Raw genomic sequence first — 18844 nt, 5'->3', positions numbered from 1 at the left:
AGTCTCACTCCTTAATTAATCTTTTCCCCAAGACTTCTTTCTCATAGATTATTATACTACGATAAACAGAAAAGGAGAGCAAAAGCTCCCCTTCACTATTGAATTTCCGCCAACAAATCATAAGCTTCATCAACAGATTTTGCATTAATTAGCGAAGTTCTGAACTGTTCGTTCATTAGTTTTCTCGCTAGCATTTGCAATATTTTTAAATGCTCATTGCCGGCACTTTCTTCAGGAACGGCAATCATGAAGATCAGCTTCGCATCCTTGCCGTCCGCACTATTCCAGTTGACTCCGTTCTGTTTGATGCCAAAAGTAACCTGCGGAGTTTTAACCGCATTAGACTTTCCGTGTGGAATTGCGATTTCGAAGCCGATTCCAGTGCTGCCTTGTTGTTCACGAGTTAATATAGCTTGTTTAAAGTCACTCTTAGAGTGAAGGGCGTTTGCTTGATCTAATTTATCAATTAACTCATCGATAATGTCATCCTGTGTGATTCCGCTTAAGCTAATATCTATAAGTTCCTTATTCATTAGATCAGTTAATTTCAATTTTTTTCATCCTTTCCAGCTGTTAAACATTTTTCTTAAGCATATTGACCATTAACGCTGTCACAATCACACCAACGATAATTCCTAAAAAGTACATGACCGGGTTTGAAATGGCTCCAAGTACTGCGACAACTGGTCCACCATGCGGGACATTGTTTCCAACATTCCCGATCATCGCAATCACAGCGGCTACCATTGATCCAACCATGATACTTGGAATAACGCGTAATGGATCTTTAGCTGCAAATGGAATCGCCCCTTCGGTTATCCCGACAAGTCCCATCGCAAGAGCTGCTTTACCAGCTTCTTGTTCTGCTTTTTCATATTTCTTCTTATTTAAAATTGTAGCAAGGCCCATTCCAAGTGGAGGAATACAGATCGCTGCCGCAATCGCACCCATGATTTCAATATTTCCAGCACCGATCATGCTGGCGCCGAATAGAAAGGCAACTTTGTTAACAGGACCACCCATATCGAAAGCAATCATTGCTCCTAAAATTAATGCCAACACAATACTGCTTGCACCTTGCATTCCGTTTAAGAACGAAGTTAGTCCATCCATCAAACCGGCAATTGGAGCACCGACAATAAAGATAAATAGCGAAGCGACCAGCAGGGAAGCCAATAATGGAATGACCAGGATTGGCATAATCGGTTGGATCACCTTTGGAACTTTCCACGTTTTAATCCATTTAGCAATATAACCTGCGGCGAAACCGGCTAAAATACCGCCAAGGAAACCGGCCCCGGCTTCACTATCATAAAAGCTGCCGTTTGCTGCAATGTACCCGCCGATCATACCAGGAGCAAGACCAGGACGGTCAGCGATACTCATTGCAATAAAACCGGCTAAAATCGGAACCATAAACGTAAAACCTGCCGCGCCGACATTTAAGATCTGGTTCCAGATAGAGTCTTCCGGAATTTGCAGGCCGGTGTCAGTTGGCTGGCCGCCAATCGCTAACGCCAGAGCAATGAGTAAACCGCCGACGACGACAAACGGAATCATATAGGAAACACCGTTCATCAAGTGGCGATACACAGGATTTTGCTTCTGTTTTCGTTCTTCTTTCACTTCGCTGACTGACTTTAAATTACCTTTATATACTGCTACATTGCCAGTCTCAAATTGCTTAATAAGGGCTTCAGGATTATGAATGCCTTCCTGTACACCCGTTTCAATTAATTTTTTCCCTACGAAGCGGCTTTTATCAACTGTTTTGTCAGCAGCAATGATAATTCCATCCGCTTTTTCAATTTCTTCAGCAGTAAGCTCATTTTCTACTCCAATTGATCCTTGTGTCTCAACCTTCATTTCGACGCCCAAATTTTTAGCAGCATTCTGAATGTTTTCTGCTGCCATATACGTATGGGCGATCCCATTAGGACAAGAGGTAATCGCTAATAGTTTCATCTTTTAATCCCCCCAAAAATATTTCTTTATCTCGTTACACTTTCGATTGTATGCGAAAATTGTCGAAATATAGTTTTTCTTTTACCGTAACTTCCGGCAAAAGAAAATTATATGAAAAGGGTTTCATATGGATTAAAAGAAATCGAGAATTTCTGGTATGGTCTTAAGTTGTTTTAACTTCGTTAGCGCATGTTGATCGTCCGCTAAACGGGAGATGTCCTTGAATAATTCCTTTAATAAACCTTTATCTTTATGGCTTATCGCTAACAGAAAAACGATTGAGACGGGATTATTCCCCCATTGAATAGGTTCGTTAAATACAGCGACGGCAATCCTTGCTTCATGGACAAAATCAGGGCTTCCATGGGGAATGGCCATTTCTCCATTAATTACCGTTGACGATTGCTGTTCGCGCAGCAAAACACTTTCTTTATACTGGCCATCTGTAAAGCCTTTCTCTTTCATGGAATCAGCCAATTGTTCAATGACTTCTGCACGGCTTTTCGGTGGGAGATTGACAAAAATAAGCTCTTCATCCAAACGAAGTCGGATGGCAGGGTAATTTAGTTTATCTTTGTCGTTTGAATATGAATGAATAAATTCGTCGATTTTTCTTTCTTCTTCAAGCATTAATAAAGGCGATACTTTAATGGTTGGAATACCTGCCGCTTCAAAGGGAACTGTACTGATAATAAAATCGGGATTTTTCGTTTGAATCTCATTTTTCGCTTCATTAACAGAGGTTGCCCCGACAATATCAAGGGAATGGAATTTACGCTCGAGCTTTGTTTGCAATAGCTGTGACATCCCAATCCCCATTGAACAAACAAGGAGAACTTTTAGGTTTTCAGCATTCCTTTTCTTCATTCTTTCTAAAGATGCCTGAAAGTGTAAGACAATATAAGCAACTTCATCCTCTGGAATAAAAATTTCTAATTCCTCTTCCATTGTCGGCAAAACATAATAAATGATCTCGAATAAGCTGAAATACATTCTCTTAATCTCATTCAACATTGGGTTTGCGACCGGAAAAGAATGCTTTAGACGGTAGAAAGCGGTTTGTAAATGTGAGGCCAGACCTAAGAGCAAATATTCATCTGAATCAAAGCCTTCCCCTGAAACATCTGAAACCGTATGAATCAATTTCTTTGCAAAAGAAACAACGGCAGGGTCGAATTTTGCAAGTTCTTCATTTTGCTTAGCTGTATCCATTTTAAAGTTATAATATATTTTTGTTCCTAACAGTCTTAATGTCATATAGGCAACTTCTTCTTGAGGCAGTTTAACAGCCATAACTTTCTCCAGTTCCCCTAATAATCTTTGAACCGCTGCATATTCAGGTTTGTCCTTTACTTTATATACATCCTCTGCTCCGATGTTAATTTTATTGCCAAGTTTAACTCGTTTAATTGAAATGAGAATATGTGTAATTAAGTTATCTAACGCTTCATCGGTAAATGAGTAGCCCAATTGCCGTTCGATCTTTTTTAGTTCATTTTTGACGATACCAATATCAGTAGGTGAAAAAATACTTTCGATGACTTTTCTCTCTTCGTCTGTAGAATGCATTAACAATTGCGTGATTTGTGCAAAGGCAATCCTGCGATCCCGTTCATTGCCAACAATTCTGATTCCATGCTTCGGCTTTATTAATAACTGGAGATGGTACTTCCGGAGCCATTCATCGATTTCTTCCAGGTCACTTCGTATAACGGTTTTACTAATGAAAAATTCATTGGCCAACTCTTGCATCGTTAAAATATCATTTTTTAATAAAAGCATTTTAGCAATAGTAAGTTTCCGGACACTATCGGAAATCCCCTCGCCTTTTTCAAGCTTAACCTTCTGAAGGAGCTCGTTTTTATCTTCTTCGCTTCCTTCCAAATAGACTCCAATATTGGGCTTTCTCACTAAAATCACTTTAGATTCTTTTTTCAACCAATCGTCAATTATTTTAAAATCATTGCGGATCGTCTTTTCTGAACACTCGACTTTATCCGCGAGCATTTGTACAGAAAATTCTTCTCTTTCATGTTCCAAGAGAATGATTAAAATTTCGGCTTGTCTTTTATTCATCGTGATCCCTCTTATTCCTTTATGAATCCATGCTTTAATATAAAAGTGTAATATCAGGACGAATGGATAGGATGGTACAATAGTAATAAAAAAAAGAGGTAATGACATGGAAAGAAAATCCCTAATCATGAAGCATGATTTAAATTTTATTCCATCCTACACGCTCCCTATAAATTATAGCATTAGGAACTTTGAACTAGTAGACCTAGAGCAGTGGGCAAAAATATTAACTGCTGCAAATGAATTTGAAAGTGTAGAAAAAGCACTCGAGCGCTTTAATTGGGAGTATCAACCTTATTTAGAGGAAGTGAAAAAGCGGGTACTTTTCATCGAAAATGAACAGGGCCAAGTAATAGGAACAGCATCAGCATGGTTTGATAAAGATAACATAGCAATGGGCCGGATTCACTGGGTTGCAATTCTCCCTGGATACCAGGGGAAAAAACTGGCCAAACCATTGCTATCTGTCATACTGCAACGGCTATCTAAATTCCACAAAGAGGCTTACTTAAAAACCCAAACAACGAACAATCGGGCCATCAACCTTTATCTGAGTTTAGGATTCAGGAGTACCGACCAGGGATGAATATTGAGTTAGGATTTTTCTTATTAGTAGTTTTGGTTCCCGAAAACGAATTGATATAATAAGATAAATTTAAGTTACGCAAAGAAAAGCAGGGGTGTTTGTTAATGTTTTTAGAAGAACGGGCACGCAAATATGAATATAAGCTGAACGATACAGATGACCAAATCATTGAATATATTATGAGCAATAAAAGGCTTGTCGTTAGCTTATCCATACAATCACTTGCTGCATCTTTGTATACAGTTCCCAATACGATTACGAGATTATCAAAAAAGCTGGGGTATGACGGTTTCTCGCAACTGAAAAACAGCCTTAAAGATGAACTGGAGACAGAACTTGAAGGACATGGTGAGCTTGAAGGGGACCTTCATGCAACCGTACAAAAGACGTTGCAGTTAATCGATATGGATAAAATAGAAATGGTTTCAAAAGTACTTCGTGACGCAAAAAAGATTCTTGTTTACGGGGTAGGTGATACTGTCCCTTTTTGTGAAATGTTAGTGAAGAATTTAAAGGTTACTGGAAAGCAAACTGAGTTTTACATTCATCCTCACGAAATTAGGCATGGAATCGAAGAACTTAAAAGTAAGGATGTTCTCTTTCTGATCAGTTTGTCCGGTGAAACTGATCAGGTGTTAAAGATGGCAGAGCTGGGGAAAGACAGATTGATCACGATTATATCGCTCACACATTTTAATGCAAATGCCCTGCAAAAGTTGGCGGATATCAATTTATATTGTCATGCACCTAAAAAAGTTTTAAATGGATATAATGTGACAGACAAAACTTCGCTGGTGATTGTGCTGAGAGTTTTATCGGAATATATATGGAATGAAGCTGGGTAGTGTGTATAAATACACATGAAAGCGCTTTTCTGGATATAACTCGTGTAAAAATAAGAAGAAATCTCTTCTTATTTTTTTTAATGCTACGATAAATTTAATCTTACAAATCAATAAATAAGGGGGTTTAGCAGATGCAGTTAGCAAGTTTAACATCACCAGAATTAATTAGCATTCATCAATCATTCGTGTCAAAAGATGAAGCCATAAAGTTCCTAGTCAAAAAACTTTATGAAGCAGGCAAATTACACTCGGAAGAAGATTTCTATCATTCTGTCATGGAAAGGGAACAGTTGTCTCCTACCGGCTTTGAAGGCGGACTGGCAATCCCCCATGGTAAATCCACAACGGTGAAAGAACCTGCCTTTGCGGTTGCAACACTTCAAGATCCTGTAAGACTTTGGGAAAGCATCGATCCCAACAATCAAGTAAAGTTAATTATCTTGTTGGCTATTCCAGAAAATGAAAGCGGTTCAACGCATTTATCGTTATTATCAGAGTTGGTTAAAAGGTTATCAGATGAGGAATATAAAAATCAGTTGCTGAATTCAACAACAAATATTGAGCTATATGAAAATCTGGATGTTCAAAGAATAGAAGAAAAAGCTGAGGCAGTAAAGAAAATCAACAAAACCATTTTGGCTATCACCGCTTGCCCGGCTGGTATTGCGCATACTTACATGGCAGCTGAAGCGCTGGTTAAGGCAGGAAAAGAGCTGGGCGTCGACATTTATGTAGAAAAGCAGGGAGCAAACGGTATAGAGGATCGTCATACACAGCGTATGTTGAGCACAGCGGATGTTGTTATTTTTGCCACTGATGTTGCTGTCAAAAATGAGGAGAGGTATAGCCATCTTCCGAAAATTAAGACATCAGTTGCCACCCCGCTTAAGAATGCAAAAGCAATAGTGGCTCAGGCTATTGAGAAATCTGAGAGAGTACCTAAAAAAGATTATTCCGGTACAGATGCCGGGTTTGAAGACAATGACAAAAAAAGCTTTAAAACAGAAATTAAGGATTCTATTTTAACAGGTATTTCTTACATCATTCCGGTTATTGTAGCCGGTGGAATGACTCTGGCTGCAGCTGTATTGATTGCCCAGGCTTTTGGTCTCCAGGAAGTTTACAATACGGAAGGATCGTGGCTCTGGTTATTGAGACAACTGGGTGGAACCTTATTGGGTACGTTAATGGTGCCTATTCTTGCAGCCTATATGGCGTATTCCATTGCCGATAAGCCTGCTTTAGGACCCGGGTTTGCAGCAGGGGTTGCGGCTAACTTAATCGGCAGTGGCTTCTTGGGCGGTATGCTTGGAGGTATTCTAGCAGGTTATTTTCTAAAATATTTGAAACAGAGAATAAGGCCAAAAGGAACTTTTGCTGGTTTCATCAGCTTCTGGCTATATCCGGTTGTTGGTACGCTTGTTGTCGGCTCTATAATGCTGTTTGTGGTGGGAAAACCGTTGGCATCTTTAAATCAGGGCTTGCTCAGCTGGTTAGAGGGAATGTCTGGTACAAACGCGATTTTGTTAGGTGCGGTTCTCGGCGCAATGGTATCATTTGATCTTGGCGGGCCAGTCAACAAAGCGGCCTATACATTCTGTATTGGAGCAATGGCAAGCGGCAACTTTGTTCCATATGCAGCTTTTGCATCCGTCAAGATGGTTTCTGGATTTGCAATCACAGGGGCAACGATTGTTGCAAGAAAATATTATGATAAAGAAGAAATTGAGGTCGGTAAGCAAACTTGGCTATTGGTTCTAGCAGGCATTACTGAGGGAGCGATTCCATTTGCGATGAGAGATCCGCTTCGCGTCATATTCTCATTAATCGTCGGCTCAGCCATCACCGGAGCGATTGTGTCATATTTTCAAATCGGCTTAAATGTACCCGGTGCTGGAATATTCTCATTGGCATTGCTGCAAGGAAAACCAGTGATTATTGGAGCGGGTATATGGTTAGGTGCAGCGCTTCTTGGTGCATTGATATCAATGTTTTTACTAATTGTCACCCGAAAAAACAAACTGAAGAAAGAAAATGGCAAGAGAAATTCCACACAAGCTGCAGCATAAGCAGCTTGTGGGATTTTGAAGCACTCAGCCGCCTAAAAGATTGGAGGACATCATGAAAAAGGTTCATATTGTCCCGCATATGCACTGGGATAGAGAATGGTACTTTACAACTGAGGAATCAAGAATCCTTTTAGTTAATAATATGGAAGAAATTTTGGAAACATTGGAGAACGATTCGGATTACCCTTACTATGTTCTTGATGGACAAACAGCTATTTTAGAAGATTACTTCGCAGTTAAGCCTGAGAACAAGGAACGAGTAAAAAAGCTTGTGCAGGAGGGCAAACTTATCATTGGCCCCTGGTATACGCAAACAGATGAAATGATCGTAGGCGGGGAGTCGATTGTTCGTAATTTGTTGTATGGTATTAAAGATAGTGAACAGTTTGGAAGTTATATGAAGATTGGCTATCTCCCGGATTCATTTGGACAATCTTCTCAAATGCCACAAATATTAAAAGGCTTTGATATCAAGTACTCTATATTTTGGCGGGGTACTTCAGAACGTCACGGCACAGATAAAACAGAATTTTATTGGGAAGCTGATGATGGTTCGAAGGTGCTTGTTCAGTTATTTCCATTAGGCTATGCCATTGGTAAATACTTGCCTGAGGATGAAGAAAAGCTTCAGGAACGTATTGACAAATACTTTACTATTTTGGACCAAGGTGCTACAACAGAAAATATTATCTTGCCGAACGGTCATGATCAAATGCCGATTCAAAAAAATATTTCTACTATTATAGAAAAACTTAGCAAGTTATATCCTGATCGCGAGTTTTTCTTAAGCAGGTATGAGAACGTCTTTGCTGAAATTGAAAAAAGTAGTGATCTACCTACCTTGAAAGGTGAGTTTCTGGACGGGAAATACATGCGTGTTCATCGGAGTATTTATTCTACAAGAATGGATATTAAAGCTGCGAATGCAAGAATCGAAAACAAATTGGCCAATATTTTAGAGCCGCTTGCATCCGTAGCTTATAGTCTCGGTTTCGAATATCACCATGGCTTAATTGAGCTCATCTGGAAAGAGATTATGAAAAACCACGCTCATGACAGTATTGGCTGTTGTTGTTCTGACAAGGTCCATCAAGAAATTTTTAACCGATTCACCCTTGCTGAAGAAAAGGTTGATCAATTAATAGAATTTTATAAACGGAAAATTGTAGACTCAATAGGAACAGAATGGAATTACGACCGCCTTACAGCATTTAACTTTCTTCCTTACGTTAGAGATGAAGTGATGACAGCAACGGTGATTTCAAAGTTTCATTCATTCAAGCTACTTAACGAAGAAGAAGAGGAAATTGAGTTTGAAGTTTTAAAAAGTGAAATCATCGATCCGGGTTTAATTGACCGGCAAATTGTTCACTACGGAAACTACGATCCGTTTATTAAATATACGGTGCAATTAAGGGACAGCATCCCGTCTTTAGGTTATAAAACATATTTTGTTGTCGAGGATACCCGGAAGAAGGAACCCACACTGTGCTCAGCAGACAGTGTTTGCACGGATTTCTTTGACATTACTGTTAACTCGAACGGTTCGATTAATATCTATGATAAAAAAATTAATCAAACGTTTGAACAAGTACTTTTGCTTGAGAACGGTGGAGATGACGGTGATGAATATGATTATTCTCCATTGGCAGATGAACAGCTGCTCTATAACGATCACGTAAAGGCCGCGATTGAGATAACTGAGAACCGATACACTTCATTCATAGATATCCAATATACTTTGGCCGTACCTGAAAGTTTAGAGCACAGAAAGCAAAAAGTAGTAAATAGTTCAGTGGATGTCCACATTGTATTAACTGTTCCTAAACATAAGCCGATAATCGAAGTAAAGTTTGAAGTTGTCAACCATGCCAGGGATCACCGCTTAAGAGCGCTTATCCCGACTGGAATAGCCTCAGCGTTTTCTGTTGCTGATAATCAATTCGGCATAATTAAACGTAAAGTATATGATGAAGCGATGGAAGTGTGGGAAGAAGAGAATTGGGATGAGCGCCCGGATTCGATATATCCAATGCTCAGCTTTACTGGCCTTAGAAATCAACAGCATGGAGTATACATCTTAACAAACAGCACGAGAGAATATGAAATTGTAGGGGAAGAATATGATACTATCGCCATAACCCTTTTTAGAAGTATCGGAGTTCTCGGAAAAGAAGAATTGCTACGCAGACCTGGTCGTCCTTCTGGGATCAAGCTGCCTACTCCTGATTCGCAAATGCTTGGCAAATTAACTTTAGATTTTGCGATTAGCATCCAGAAAGGGGCGGACTCAGAGGTTAACGTGGGACGATTGGCAAAAGAGTATTTAACACCGATCCATCTTTATAATAAGATTCCATACAATGCGATGAAACTAAATCAAGCAATCGTGAAAACACCAGTAAGTTTCAGCCTGCTGAAAGAAACCAATCCGCAGGTTGTATTAAGTACTCTGAAAAAAGCAGAAAAGGATGACCGCTTAGTTCTCCGCTTTTACAATCCAACCGATAACACTAAGCTGGCTTCATTTGAACTTGGCTCTAGCGTGGAACAGGCCTACAAAGCAAACTTAAATGAAAAGCCTTTGGAGTCGTTAATTTTAAGAGAGAATCTAGTAGAAATTGAGGCAAAATCTAATCAGGTTCAAACAATATTGTTTTAAATAATTTAGACTGTTAAAAAGGGGACAATTTCTCATTGGGGAAATTGCCCTCTTTTTTTTGAATCTGCCCCTTAATGAAGTGAGCCTTGAGTAACTTTACTGACACGCTGGCCAATATTCATCATTTAAGTTTTCAATGTGTCCGTTTACAGCGAAGCTAGTATTTCAACTTTAACGAATGTTTTGAGATAATAGCGGTAGAAACCAAATTCTGAGGGGCAAATAATGAGAAAATACAATGTGCTGGATCAAATCCAGATTAATTACCCACAATTTTCGGTGAGAGAAAAGGAAATTGCAAATTTTGTTTTGGAGAATAAAGGTTCGATCTTAAATATTAATATTAAGGATTTAGCCGTGAAGACAAATTCCTCTACTTCGACGGTTACCCGTTTTTGTAAAAAGATTGAATGCAGCAGCTTTATGGAATTTAAAGTGATGCTGAACAGGGAGCTGGAAGGGGCTAAGGATCATAAGAACAGTTTTGGAAAGGTTGAGAGTTTTTATCAGCAGGTAGTCGATTCAACTGTATCTCTGATTGATAGAGACCAAGTCACGACTGTTGTACAAATGATCAAAGAAGCCGAAAAAATCCTCGTTTTTGGAATCGGAAGTTCGGGATTGACGGCGCTTGAACTGAAATACCGTCTCATGAGGATGGGTCTTATTGTAGACGCCGTCATTGATCCTCATATGATGTTGATGGGCAGTTCCCTTGCAGGTGAGAAAGATCTTGTTATTTGCATCTCCAACTCTGGAAATACAGAAGAAATTATTAAAGCTGCCGGAATCGCCAGACAGAACGGGGGCAAAATTGTCAGCATCACAAATCATGATCACACCCCGTTAACGAATTTGTCAGAAGAAGTCCTTTTCACTTCAAGTACAAAAATCTTAAATGATGATCAATTTATTAATAGCCAGCTTTCGATTCTTTATGTGCTGGATGTGATTTCTTTGCTGCTTCTTGAGGATGAAGATCTGCGCGCGAAACGGGACAAAACGCTGAACGTTATTCATGCCATGCGAGAAGAAGGGCAATAAGAAAACTCCCGAAAAAATCCGGGAGTTTTCTTCGTCAATTCTTTTTCATATACTCGGTAAATCTCCGGGTGATTTGCTGTGGTCTTGTAATTGCCCCGCCTACAACAACTGAGTGCGCGCCAACTTCAAGGCAGCGTTTTGCCATTTCAGGAGTTAGAATGCTTCCTTCGGCGATAACCGGTATTTTCACAGATTTCACGATGTTTTTCAATATTTCAAAATCGTTCTCATACACTTTCTGGCCTTCTGTTTCATTTGTATAGCCGATTAACGTGGTTGACACACAGTCGAACCCAAATTCTTCTGCTGTTACCGCCTCATCTACAGTTGAAATATCCGCCATTAATAGAAGGTGAGGATACTTTTCCCTAACCTCTTTTATTAAGTCAGAAAGCTTTACACCATTTGGCCGCCATCTATTAGTTGCATCGAGGGCAGCCATTTCGCTCCCGGAAGCAGCCACCTCATCAATTTCCGGCATTGTTGGTGTAATGAAAACCTCACTATCAGGATAGTTCCGTTTTACGATCCCGATAACCGGTAAGTTGACCGTTTTCTTAATTTCCTCGATGTCAGCTTTTGTATTGGAGCGTATTCCTGCTGCACCGCCTTGTTGTGCGGCTAAAGCCATTCTCCCCATAATCATCGAACTGTGCAGGGGTTCGTCTTGGAGTGCCTGGCATGACACAATTAAGTTGTTTTTCACTTGTTGTAATATAGTTGTCTGCATTGAGTTAGGCTCCTATCAATTCCTCTATTTCATTTTTAATGATCGTCACATGGGGGCCGTAAATCACTTGAACTCCGTTTCCTTTCACAATGACTCCCCTCGCACCTGTTTGCTTCAAAGTCTCCTCGGAAACGAGTGCAGGATCTAAGACGGTGACACGAAGTCTTGTCGCACAACAATCAAGATCACTGATATTTTCTTTTCCACCAAGGGCACTGGTGATCATTGCTGCTCTTTCGCTTGAATCAATTAAACCCAGGTTTGAATCGTTTTCTTGCTCGCGGCCTGGGGTTTGCAGCTTAAACTTCAAGATCGCAAATCGGAAGGTGAAATAATAAAGTGCAAACCAGACAGCTCCAATCATAGGCACGTAAATCCAGTTTGTCTTTTCATTACCCTGTAAGATCCCGAATAAAATAAAATCGATAAAACCGCCTGAAAATGTTTGGCCGATTGTGATTTCGAATATATGGGCCATCATAAAAGCGAGACCATCAAAAAAGGCATGAATGACATACAGGATCGGCGCGATAAACAAGAACGAGAATTCGATCGGTTCAGTGATCCCGGTTAAGAAAGAAGTCAACGCAGCTGAAAGCATTAATCCAAAGACTTTTTTCTTATTTTCGGGTTTTGCAGTATGATAGATTGCTAGTGCTGCCCCAATGAGGCCAAACATCATCGTAATAAACCGGCCGGACATAAACCGTGAAGTTCCGATGAAAAATTGCTCTGTATTCGGATCACCGAGTTGGGCAAAGAAGATTTTTTGCGTGCCCTCTACCAGTGTTCCATCCACGACTAAGGAACCGCCAAGGCCTGTTGTCCAGAACGGCATATAAAAGATATGATGAAGACCGAATGGACCGAGCAGTCGTAAAATAAATCCGTAAATCAGCGTTCCGATATAGCCCGTTTGCTCAACCAATCCGCCGATGTTGAAAATTCCGGATTGAATAGGGGGCCAGATAATAAACATCAATACACCAAGAAAGATAGCTGCGAATGACGTAATAATCGGAATAAAGCGGGAACCAGCGAAAAACCCAAGGAATTGTGGAAGCTGTGCCTTGTTATAACGGGTATGAAGAAATGCAGTTAAAATCCCGACAACAGCTCCACCAAATACCCCGGTCTCAAGGGTTTGAATACCTAGAATAGTTCCCTGTCCGACAGCAGCTGGATTTTCAGTCACAAGCTTACCAGTTATAACAAGCATTGCGCCAGTGGAAGCATTCATAACCAGATACCCCAATACAGCCGCTAACCCTGCGGTACCTTTATCAGACTTTGCCAGTCCAACCGCAATACCGACTGCGAACAAGATGGCCAGATTGGCAAAAACAATCGAACCGGCGGCACTCATAATTTGAAAGATAGCCTGAAGCCAGCCAACATCCAAAAATGGATACGCTTTCAAAGTGTTCGGATTTGATAACGCACCGCCAATTCCAAGTAAAAGACCGGCAGCAGGCAAAACAGCAATTGGCAGCATAAATGATTTACCAAACCGCTGCGCCTTCTCAAAGAAAACACTCATCAATTATCACCCTTTCCATGAAAACTATTTTCATAATCTATTTTAAAATTGATGAACAATTTCGTCAATAACTTTTTTGGGGCCTGACCCCACATGCGGTGAAGTGATAATGATTGAATCTGTGAACCGATTTGCGTTAAAAGAATTATCATTAGACAAAGTCAAAAAAATAAACGGTTCATTCTCTGCCAGGGGAAGCAACATTCCTGTTTCGACCATTATTTGGTACTTTAATCTGTTGAAGGTAAAATTCGAACTGAATCCAGACGCGATTCGTTTTCCGCTAGTATTAGATAGTCCGAATAATGTGGAATTAATGAGGATAAACAGAAGGCACTCTTTAATTATATTTTTAAGAATAACAACCAGGATACTCAGCTTATCGTATCTACGCTAGGATTTAACAAGGATGATTTTCAAGATGTTGAATTTGACAATATCATTGACTTAGAAGTTAGAAAATACAACTTATTAAATAAAGAAGAATATGAAGAAAATAAGGAGTTCTTGAATCGTATTTTCGAAGACTAATAGAGGGGTACTTCATTGTTAAAAAAAGCAGGGTTATTTTAGAATTTACCCCACAGAGCAAGACGATTTAATAAGATGACTTTGAGGATTGAAAAAAGTAGAACGGTAAACAATGCTACAGTTTGTTCTGCAATCAACACTCAAGCCATGTTGAATGCTGCGTGTTGCTAAAATCACGTTAAATAGTAGCAGGTGGTAACGAGAATTTATAAAAAGATTCTAGCTGTACCATCTGCTTTTATTTGAATTTTTTCTATAAAGGCGATGTAATCAATCAGGTGTAAGAGCGTCAAGTTATTGAAATTTTAGAAAGTTACTTTGAATAATTTGTATTTGCTCGTTATGATTTTCATTGGAAAGATTGTTCCATGTTTTAATTTTTGCATTAAGAAGCTAACGGAATTGAAGGAAGAGTCATACCTAATAATGTACGTTGAGCCTGTGTTGTATCGGTGCTGCCCCGATAAGACAATGTATCTTGAAAAAACAATGGTGTCTGGCTGATAACCAAATCGTATGACATGCCTTGGAATTCTTTTTGTAGGCGTAATAGAGATTTAGTCGTCTTAAAGAAGACCTTAATATCCCAACGTATACCGTAGATTCGTACAACTTCTTGTTCAGAAAACGTACAATCAGTGCTGAGAATTACCAACAATTCACGCTTCATATTATGGTTTTGAACAAACATACCCTTGGTGAATAGACGGCCTTTCCAATGCATCAAGGCTTTGTTTGTCATTTTGCACTACGAAGTTTGAGTCATTAATATGAAAAAAAGGACTAGAAATCTCCTTTTGATTTCTAGTCCTAAATTTGATTCTTTGTCACTTATGAACTTCGTTCATTTTTTATCAAGCAGACTGATTAATAAATTTGAAAATACTGATCAATTCCGTCAGCAATTGCTCTTGCTAATGTATTTTGATATGAATCTGATGCTAATTTTTGACGTTCACTCGAATTGCTAATAAAACCCATCTCCAGTAGAGTTGCAGGCATGGCTGCTTCACGTATTACTGCAAATGTATCTCCATCAGTTCCACGATTATTGGCCCCTGTATAGCCAACCATTTTGTCATTAATGATATTTGCAAGTGTCACACTCTTTGCAATTCTTTCTGGATTATTATGCATATCTTGATTGATTTTTGATGGGTAACTAGGATTATATTCATAGTAGTAAGACTCAATACCATTAACAGTCGTTGTTCCTGATGAGTTAGTATGAATACTAACGAAAATATCTGCATTTAAATTATTCGCCATTTGAGGACGGTCCAGTAATGATACGGTAGTATCGTTATTACGAGACATATAAACTGTATAGCCACGTTGTACCAATAATGATTGAACTTTTTTTGCAACAGCCAAATTGAAGTCCGATTCACGATAACCACCAGCAACTGCACCAGGATCAGAACCGCCATGTCCCGGGTCTAAAAATACTTTCAATGGTAGCTTGAATGCAACGTTTGCATTGACTGGTTCACCTTGACCTTTACGAACTAACTTGATTTCAATAGCCTCTGCTTGTTTTTCAAGCCCTTGTGAACCAGCTTTCATCCCATTTTTGGCCCAGCCTAACCAACCAAAATCTTGTGAGTGCACACGATAATAAACATCGTAGTGGTTTGCCATTTCTCCTGTTAAGTTCACTTGAATCGCTTCAACTCGCTTGCCTTGCCAAGTTGTACCACTCATTTCTCCTTCAGAAACACTAGCCATCCAGCCATATTCTTGAACATGCGTTGAATACGTAATATTTCCACTGTAAGGAGCATCTTGCAGATCAATCTTAATTGCTTCTAAACGTTTCCCTTGCCCTACGGTTCCGCCCGTTGCTCCATTTGCTACGAAATTCAGCCAACCATAAGTTTCAACATGCGTCGAATAAGCTAAAGACGGACCTGTGATAAATGGTTTGTCTGTTGAACCAGGCGCTGTTCGACCTTTTTTGACCAAAACAATCTCAATTGCTTCCAATTGTTTAGCCAGTCCCTGTGTTCCTGCAGATGCACCATTTTTTGCCCAGCCTAACCAGCCATAAAGCTCCGAGTGAACGCGATAATAAACATCGTAATGGTTCGCCATTTCTCCAGTCAAGTTCACTTGAATCGCTTCGACTTGCTTGCCTTCCCCAGTTGTACCACTTGTTACCCCATCAGAAACACTGGTCAACCAGCCATATTCTTGAACATGCGTTGTATATATAACATCTCCACTATAAGGAGCATCTTGAAGATCAATCTTCATGGCTTCCAAACGTTTTGCTTGCCCTACGGTTCCACCCGTTGCTCCATTTGCTACAAAATCCAGCCAACCGTACGTTTCAACATGCGTGGAATAAGCTAAAGAGGGGGCCGTAATAATTGGTTTATCTGTTGAACCAGGAGCTGCACCGCCTTTTTCGACTAAAACAATCTCAATTGCTTCCGATTGTTTAGCCAGTCCCTCTGTACCCGCAGATGCACCATTCTTTGCCCAGCCTAACCAGCCATAAAACGCCGAGTGAACGCGATAATAAACATCGTAATGGTTTGCCATTTCTCCTGTTAAGTTCACTTGAATCGCTTCCACTTGCTTCGCTTGCCCAGTAGTCCCACTCGTTTCTCCATCAGAAGCACTGGTCAACCACCCATAATCTTGGACATGGGTCTTGTAAGAAATTCCTCCGGAATAAGGAGCATTTTCAATGGAAATCTGCATTGCCTCCAACTGTTTTGCTTGTCCTTGTGTACCTGACATTGCCCCATCAGAAACAGCGTTTTGCCAACCTATGTATTCTACATGACTAGCATAACGAACAGAAGGAGCTACCGCCTGTGCACTAAAAGACGTTTCCCCGGAAACAGCAGAATTTAAAGCATTGTATTCTTCCTGAGTAATCACTACTTTTTGATTATTTGCATCAGTTTTATAGTAAGTTAATCCTTTATTTTCAACCACAGTATCATATTCATCAATCGCTCCCACTTTTTCAATGGAAGTCCCATTTGCGTTTTCTGCAACTACTGTAATTCGGTCATTTAACTCAAGAGGCTCTACTATTTCAGCTTTAAATGAGTCAGAAACCGCTATGCGATAATGTATACTTTCATTTGTAGTGACAGTTAATTCATTCAGTTCATTGTTCACATCAAATGTGACATCTTCCGTTATATTGGTCGAAACAGTATGAATGGTACCATTAACAGTTGTTTTCGATTCATCTGTCCATCCGGTTAATGTCAATGCTATATTATCATTTACGATAATCTCTTGCTGTGCACCATTAAATTGAATGAAATAATAACTGGAATCTACGTTGTAATTTCCTGTGACTGCATAGGCAATACTTACTTTCGAGAGAAACACAAACCCCATCAGTAGCATACCAAGAAGTAATAAAGTTTTTCTTTGCATCATGAACTCCCTATAATAAAAATTTACTCTTAAATAAAATCTCAAGTTCCTGTATTTAACACACTGTTAGTCTAGCATAAAAACAAATGAAAGATTAAGAATTTTTTACTATTGTACTAATAAAAAAATAACTTTGCGGGGATATCAGTAAGTTATGATGCATTCTGTTTTTATCATCACTCCTTTAAGGGCAATGTCGCATTAGATAACAAGTCAACATTACCTGTAATTAATAGAATTCATTTATTATATCGGTTGAATACTGAAATAATAAACGGTTAATGGACTGGAAAATAGTTCCTTGTGATACCGGCGATCATTTGTAGCCAACTCTAATTATCCATATATGAGGAATGTGGCAACACTATCTTCCCGTTGCATATCAAATAGGAAAAGATGATTTCTTTTCCATCAAAAAAACAGAATACAGTTTAACTTTTTTGGTTTTCCGTCATAAAAGCTGGTTTACTCTCTTAACTTCAATGAAGGGAACTGTTATAGCGAAGGGTGCTGTCTATCGAGTAATGAATCATTCTATGTTTGCGTGGCGTCGCTAGACGGTAATTGCAATGTTTATTGTATAACGTTTAAGCAAATATACGAAAAAAGAGATGAACCTTGAAATAATTAAAACCCACCAACATCTCTTGTATGTCTACATACATTCCACACATGTGGAGTGCTGTGCTTGGCTGACTAAGAAATAAATTTGATGCAGAACACTTACCTTAGATCTATCATAATATGCCTGCTCGAGTTAAATTAACCGGGCTTTTTTTGTGCATATATATTTTTTTTAGGAACTAATACTATTCAGCAAACGGGCGCGATTGAGGAACAAGAAATAAGTGGACATTTTCATGAATGTTAATTTATAGTAAAATTCCTTTTAGAATAACTGTTCAGTTAACACTATTACATCATTACTATCTGTGATCACTATGCAAGTCGTAGAGTGTGTCTCGCAGATGATTTTAAAACAGAAGCAGGAACCATTTAAGTTTTCCTTCTTCTATTAAAATTGGAGTCTGGAACATTCACACTAATTTTGAGATATTGACAAAAATGTCGCTATGACGAGCTACGTCTCCAGAGTTCATGACGTTATAGCAACAACATAACGAAGGGCAGTTTAGTTCAAAAGAATATCTATTAACTTGTAAGGCTTTGGTATTCACTTTTCTGCGAGAAGATTGAGTTATCTTATAATATAATAAAGAAAACTGATAAACTATGTTTATAACAGTTTGTTAAAGATTGGATGAAACATTTAAAATTGGCAAGCCAAAACCGTTTAGAACTTCTTATATTAGTAATAATATATTTTATTTCACTAGCGTTGCACAAAAAATCTATGAAAAAGTCAAGGGTGAAAAAATGGAATAAAAATC

Annotated in this window: 9 protein-coding genes and 2 pseudogenes; 5 read left to right on the top strand and 6 right to left on the bottom strand. The window is 39.1% G+C overall.

The window, feature by feature from the left end; translation table 11 throughout:
- Positions 1-95: 95 nt before the first annotated feature.
- Together CU635_RS04510 and CU635_RS04505 are read right to left on the bottom strand one after the other, a co-directional pair.
- Positions 96-1965, bottom strand: a pseudogene (locus CU635_RS04510) (fructose-specific PTS transporter subunit EIIC).
- A gap of 132 nt (positions 1966-2097) precedes the next feature.
- Positions 2098-4041 carry a BglG family transcription antiterminator gene (locus CU635_RS04505; RefSeq protein WP_180956463.1) on the bottom strand — a complete coding sequence of 648 codons (1944 nt, stop codon included), beginning with the start codon at positions 4039-4041 and terminating at the stop codon, positions 2098-2100.
- Positions 4042-4147: 106 nt separating this feature from the next.
- Between CU635_RS04505 and CU635_RS04500 the strand changes: the two genes are divergently transcribed.
- The 5 genes from CU635_RS04500 to CU635_RS04480 all read left to right on the top strand — a co-directional run bounded on the left by CU635_RS04500 (position 4148) and on the right by CU635_RS04480 (position 11247).
- Positions 4148-4627, top strand: coding sequence for a GNAT family N-acetyltransferase (locus CU635_RS04500; protein ID WP_101575987.1), 480 nt, complete (start codon positions 4148-4150; stop codon positions 4625-4627).
- A gap of 104 nt (positions 4628-4731) precedes the next feature.
- Positions 4732-5472 (top strand): MurR/RpiR family transcriptional regulator, encoded by a 741-nt coding sequence (locus CU635_RS04495; RefSeq protein ID WP_101575986.1) that lies wholly within the window; start codon positions 4732-4734, stop codon positions 5470-5472.
- Between the two features lie 131 nt (positions 5473-5603).
- Entirely contained in the window at positions 5604-7541 is a 1938-nt protein-coding gene (mngA, locus tag CU635_RS04490; protein ID WP_101575985.1) for a PTS 2-O-a-mannosyl-D-glycerate transporter subunit IIABC, read from the top strand.
- Positions 7542-7593: 52 nt separating this feature from the next.
- Complete coding sequence (mngB, locus tag CU635_RS04485; protein WP_101575984.1) at positions 7594-10203, top strand: mannosylglycerate hydrolase; 2610 nt, start codon at positions 7594-7596, stop codon at positions 10201-10203.
- A gap of 225 nt (positions 10204-10428) precedes the next feature.
- Positions 10429-11247, top strand: a complete 819-nt coding sequence (locus CU635_RS04480; RefSeq protein ID WP_101575983.1) for a MurR/RpiR family transcriptional regulator — start codon at positions 10429-10431, stop codon at positions 11245-11247.
- Between the two features lie 34 nt (positions 11248-11281).
- On the opposite strand, the gene CU635_RS04475 is transcribed toward CU635_RS04480, so the two are convergent.
- The 4 genes and pseudogenes from CU635_RS04475 to CU635_RS04460 form a co-directional block, all read right to left on the bottom strand.
- Positions 11282-11965 carry an N-acetylmannosamine-6-phosphate 2-epimerase gene (locus CU635_RS04475; protein ID WP_101576075.1) on the bottom strand — a complete coding sequence of 228 codons (684 nt, stop codon included), beginning with the start codon at positions 11963-11965 and terminating at the stop codon, positions 11282-11284.
- Positions 11966-11981: 16 nt separating this feature from the next.
- Complete coding sequence (gene ptsG, locus CU635_RS04470; protein WP_101575982.1) at positions 11982-13517, bottom strand: glucose-specific PTS transporter subunit IIBC; 1536 nt, start codon at positions 13515-13517, stop codon at positions 11982-11984.
- Positions 13518-14488: 971 nt separating this feature from the next.
- Positions 14489-14745, bottom strand: a pseudogene (locus CU635_RS04465) (IS4 family transposase); the annotation flags it as partial.
- Between the two features lie 170 nt (positions 14746-14915).
- Positions 14916-17456, bottom strand: coding sequence for an N-acetylmuramoyl-L-alanine amidase (locus CU635_RS04460; RefSeq protein ID WP_101575981.1), 2541 nt, complete (start codon positions 17454-17456; stop codon positions 14916-14918).
- Positions 17457-18844 lie beyond the last annotated feature (1388 nt).

This window comes from Bacillus canaveralius (assembly GCF_002860125.1).
GTDB lineage: Bacteria > Bacillota > Bacilli > Bacillales > Cytobacillaceae > Bacillus_BJ > Bacillus_BJ canaveralius.
Note: the sequence above shows the minus strand (reverse complement) of the source record. Positions and strands in the feature narration are given on the sequence as shown.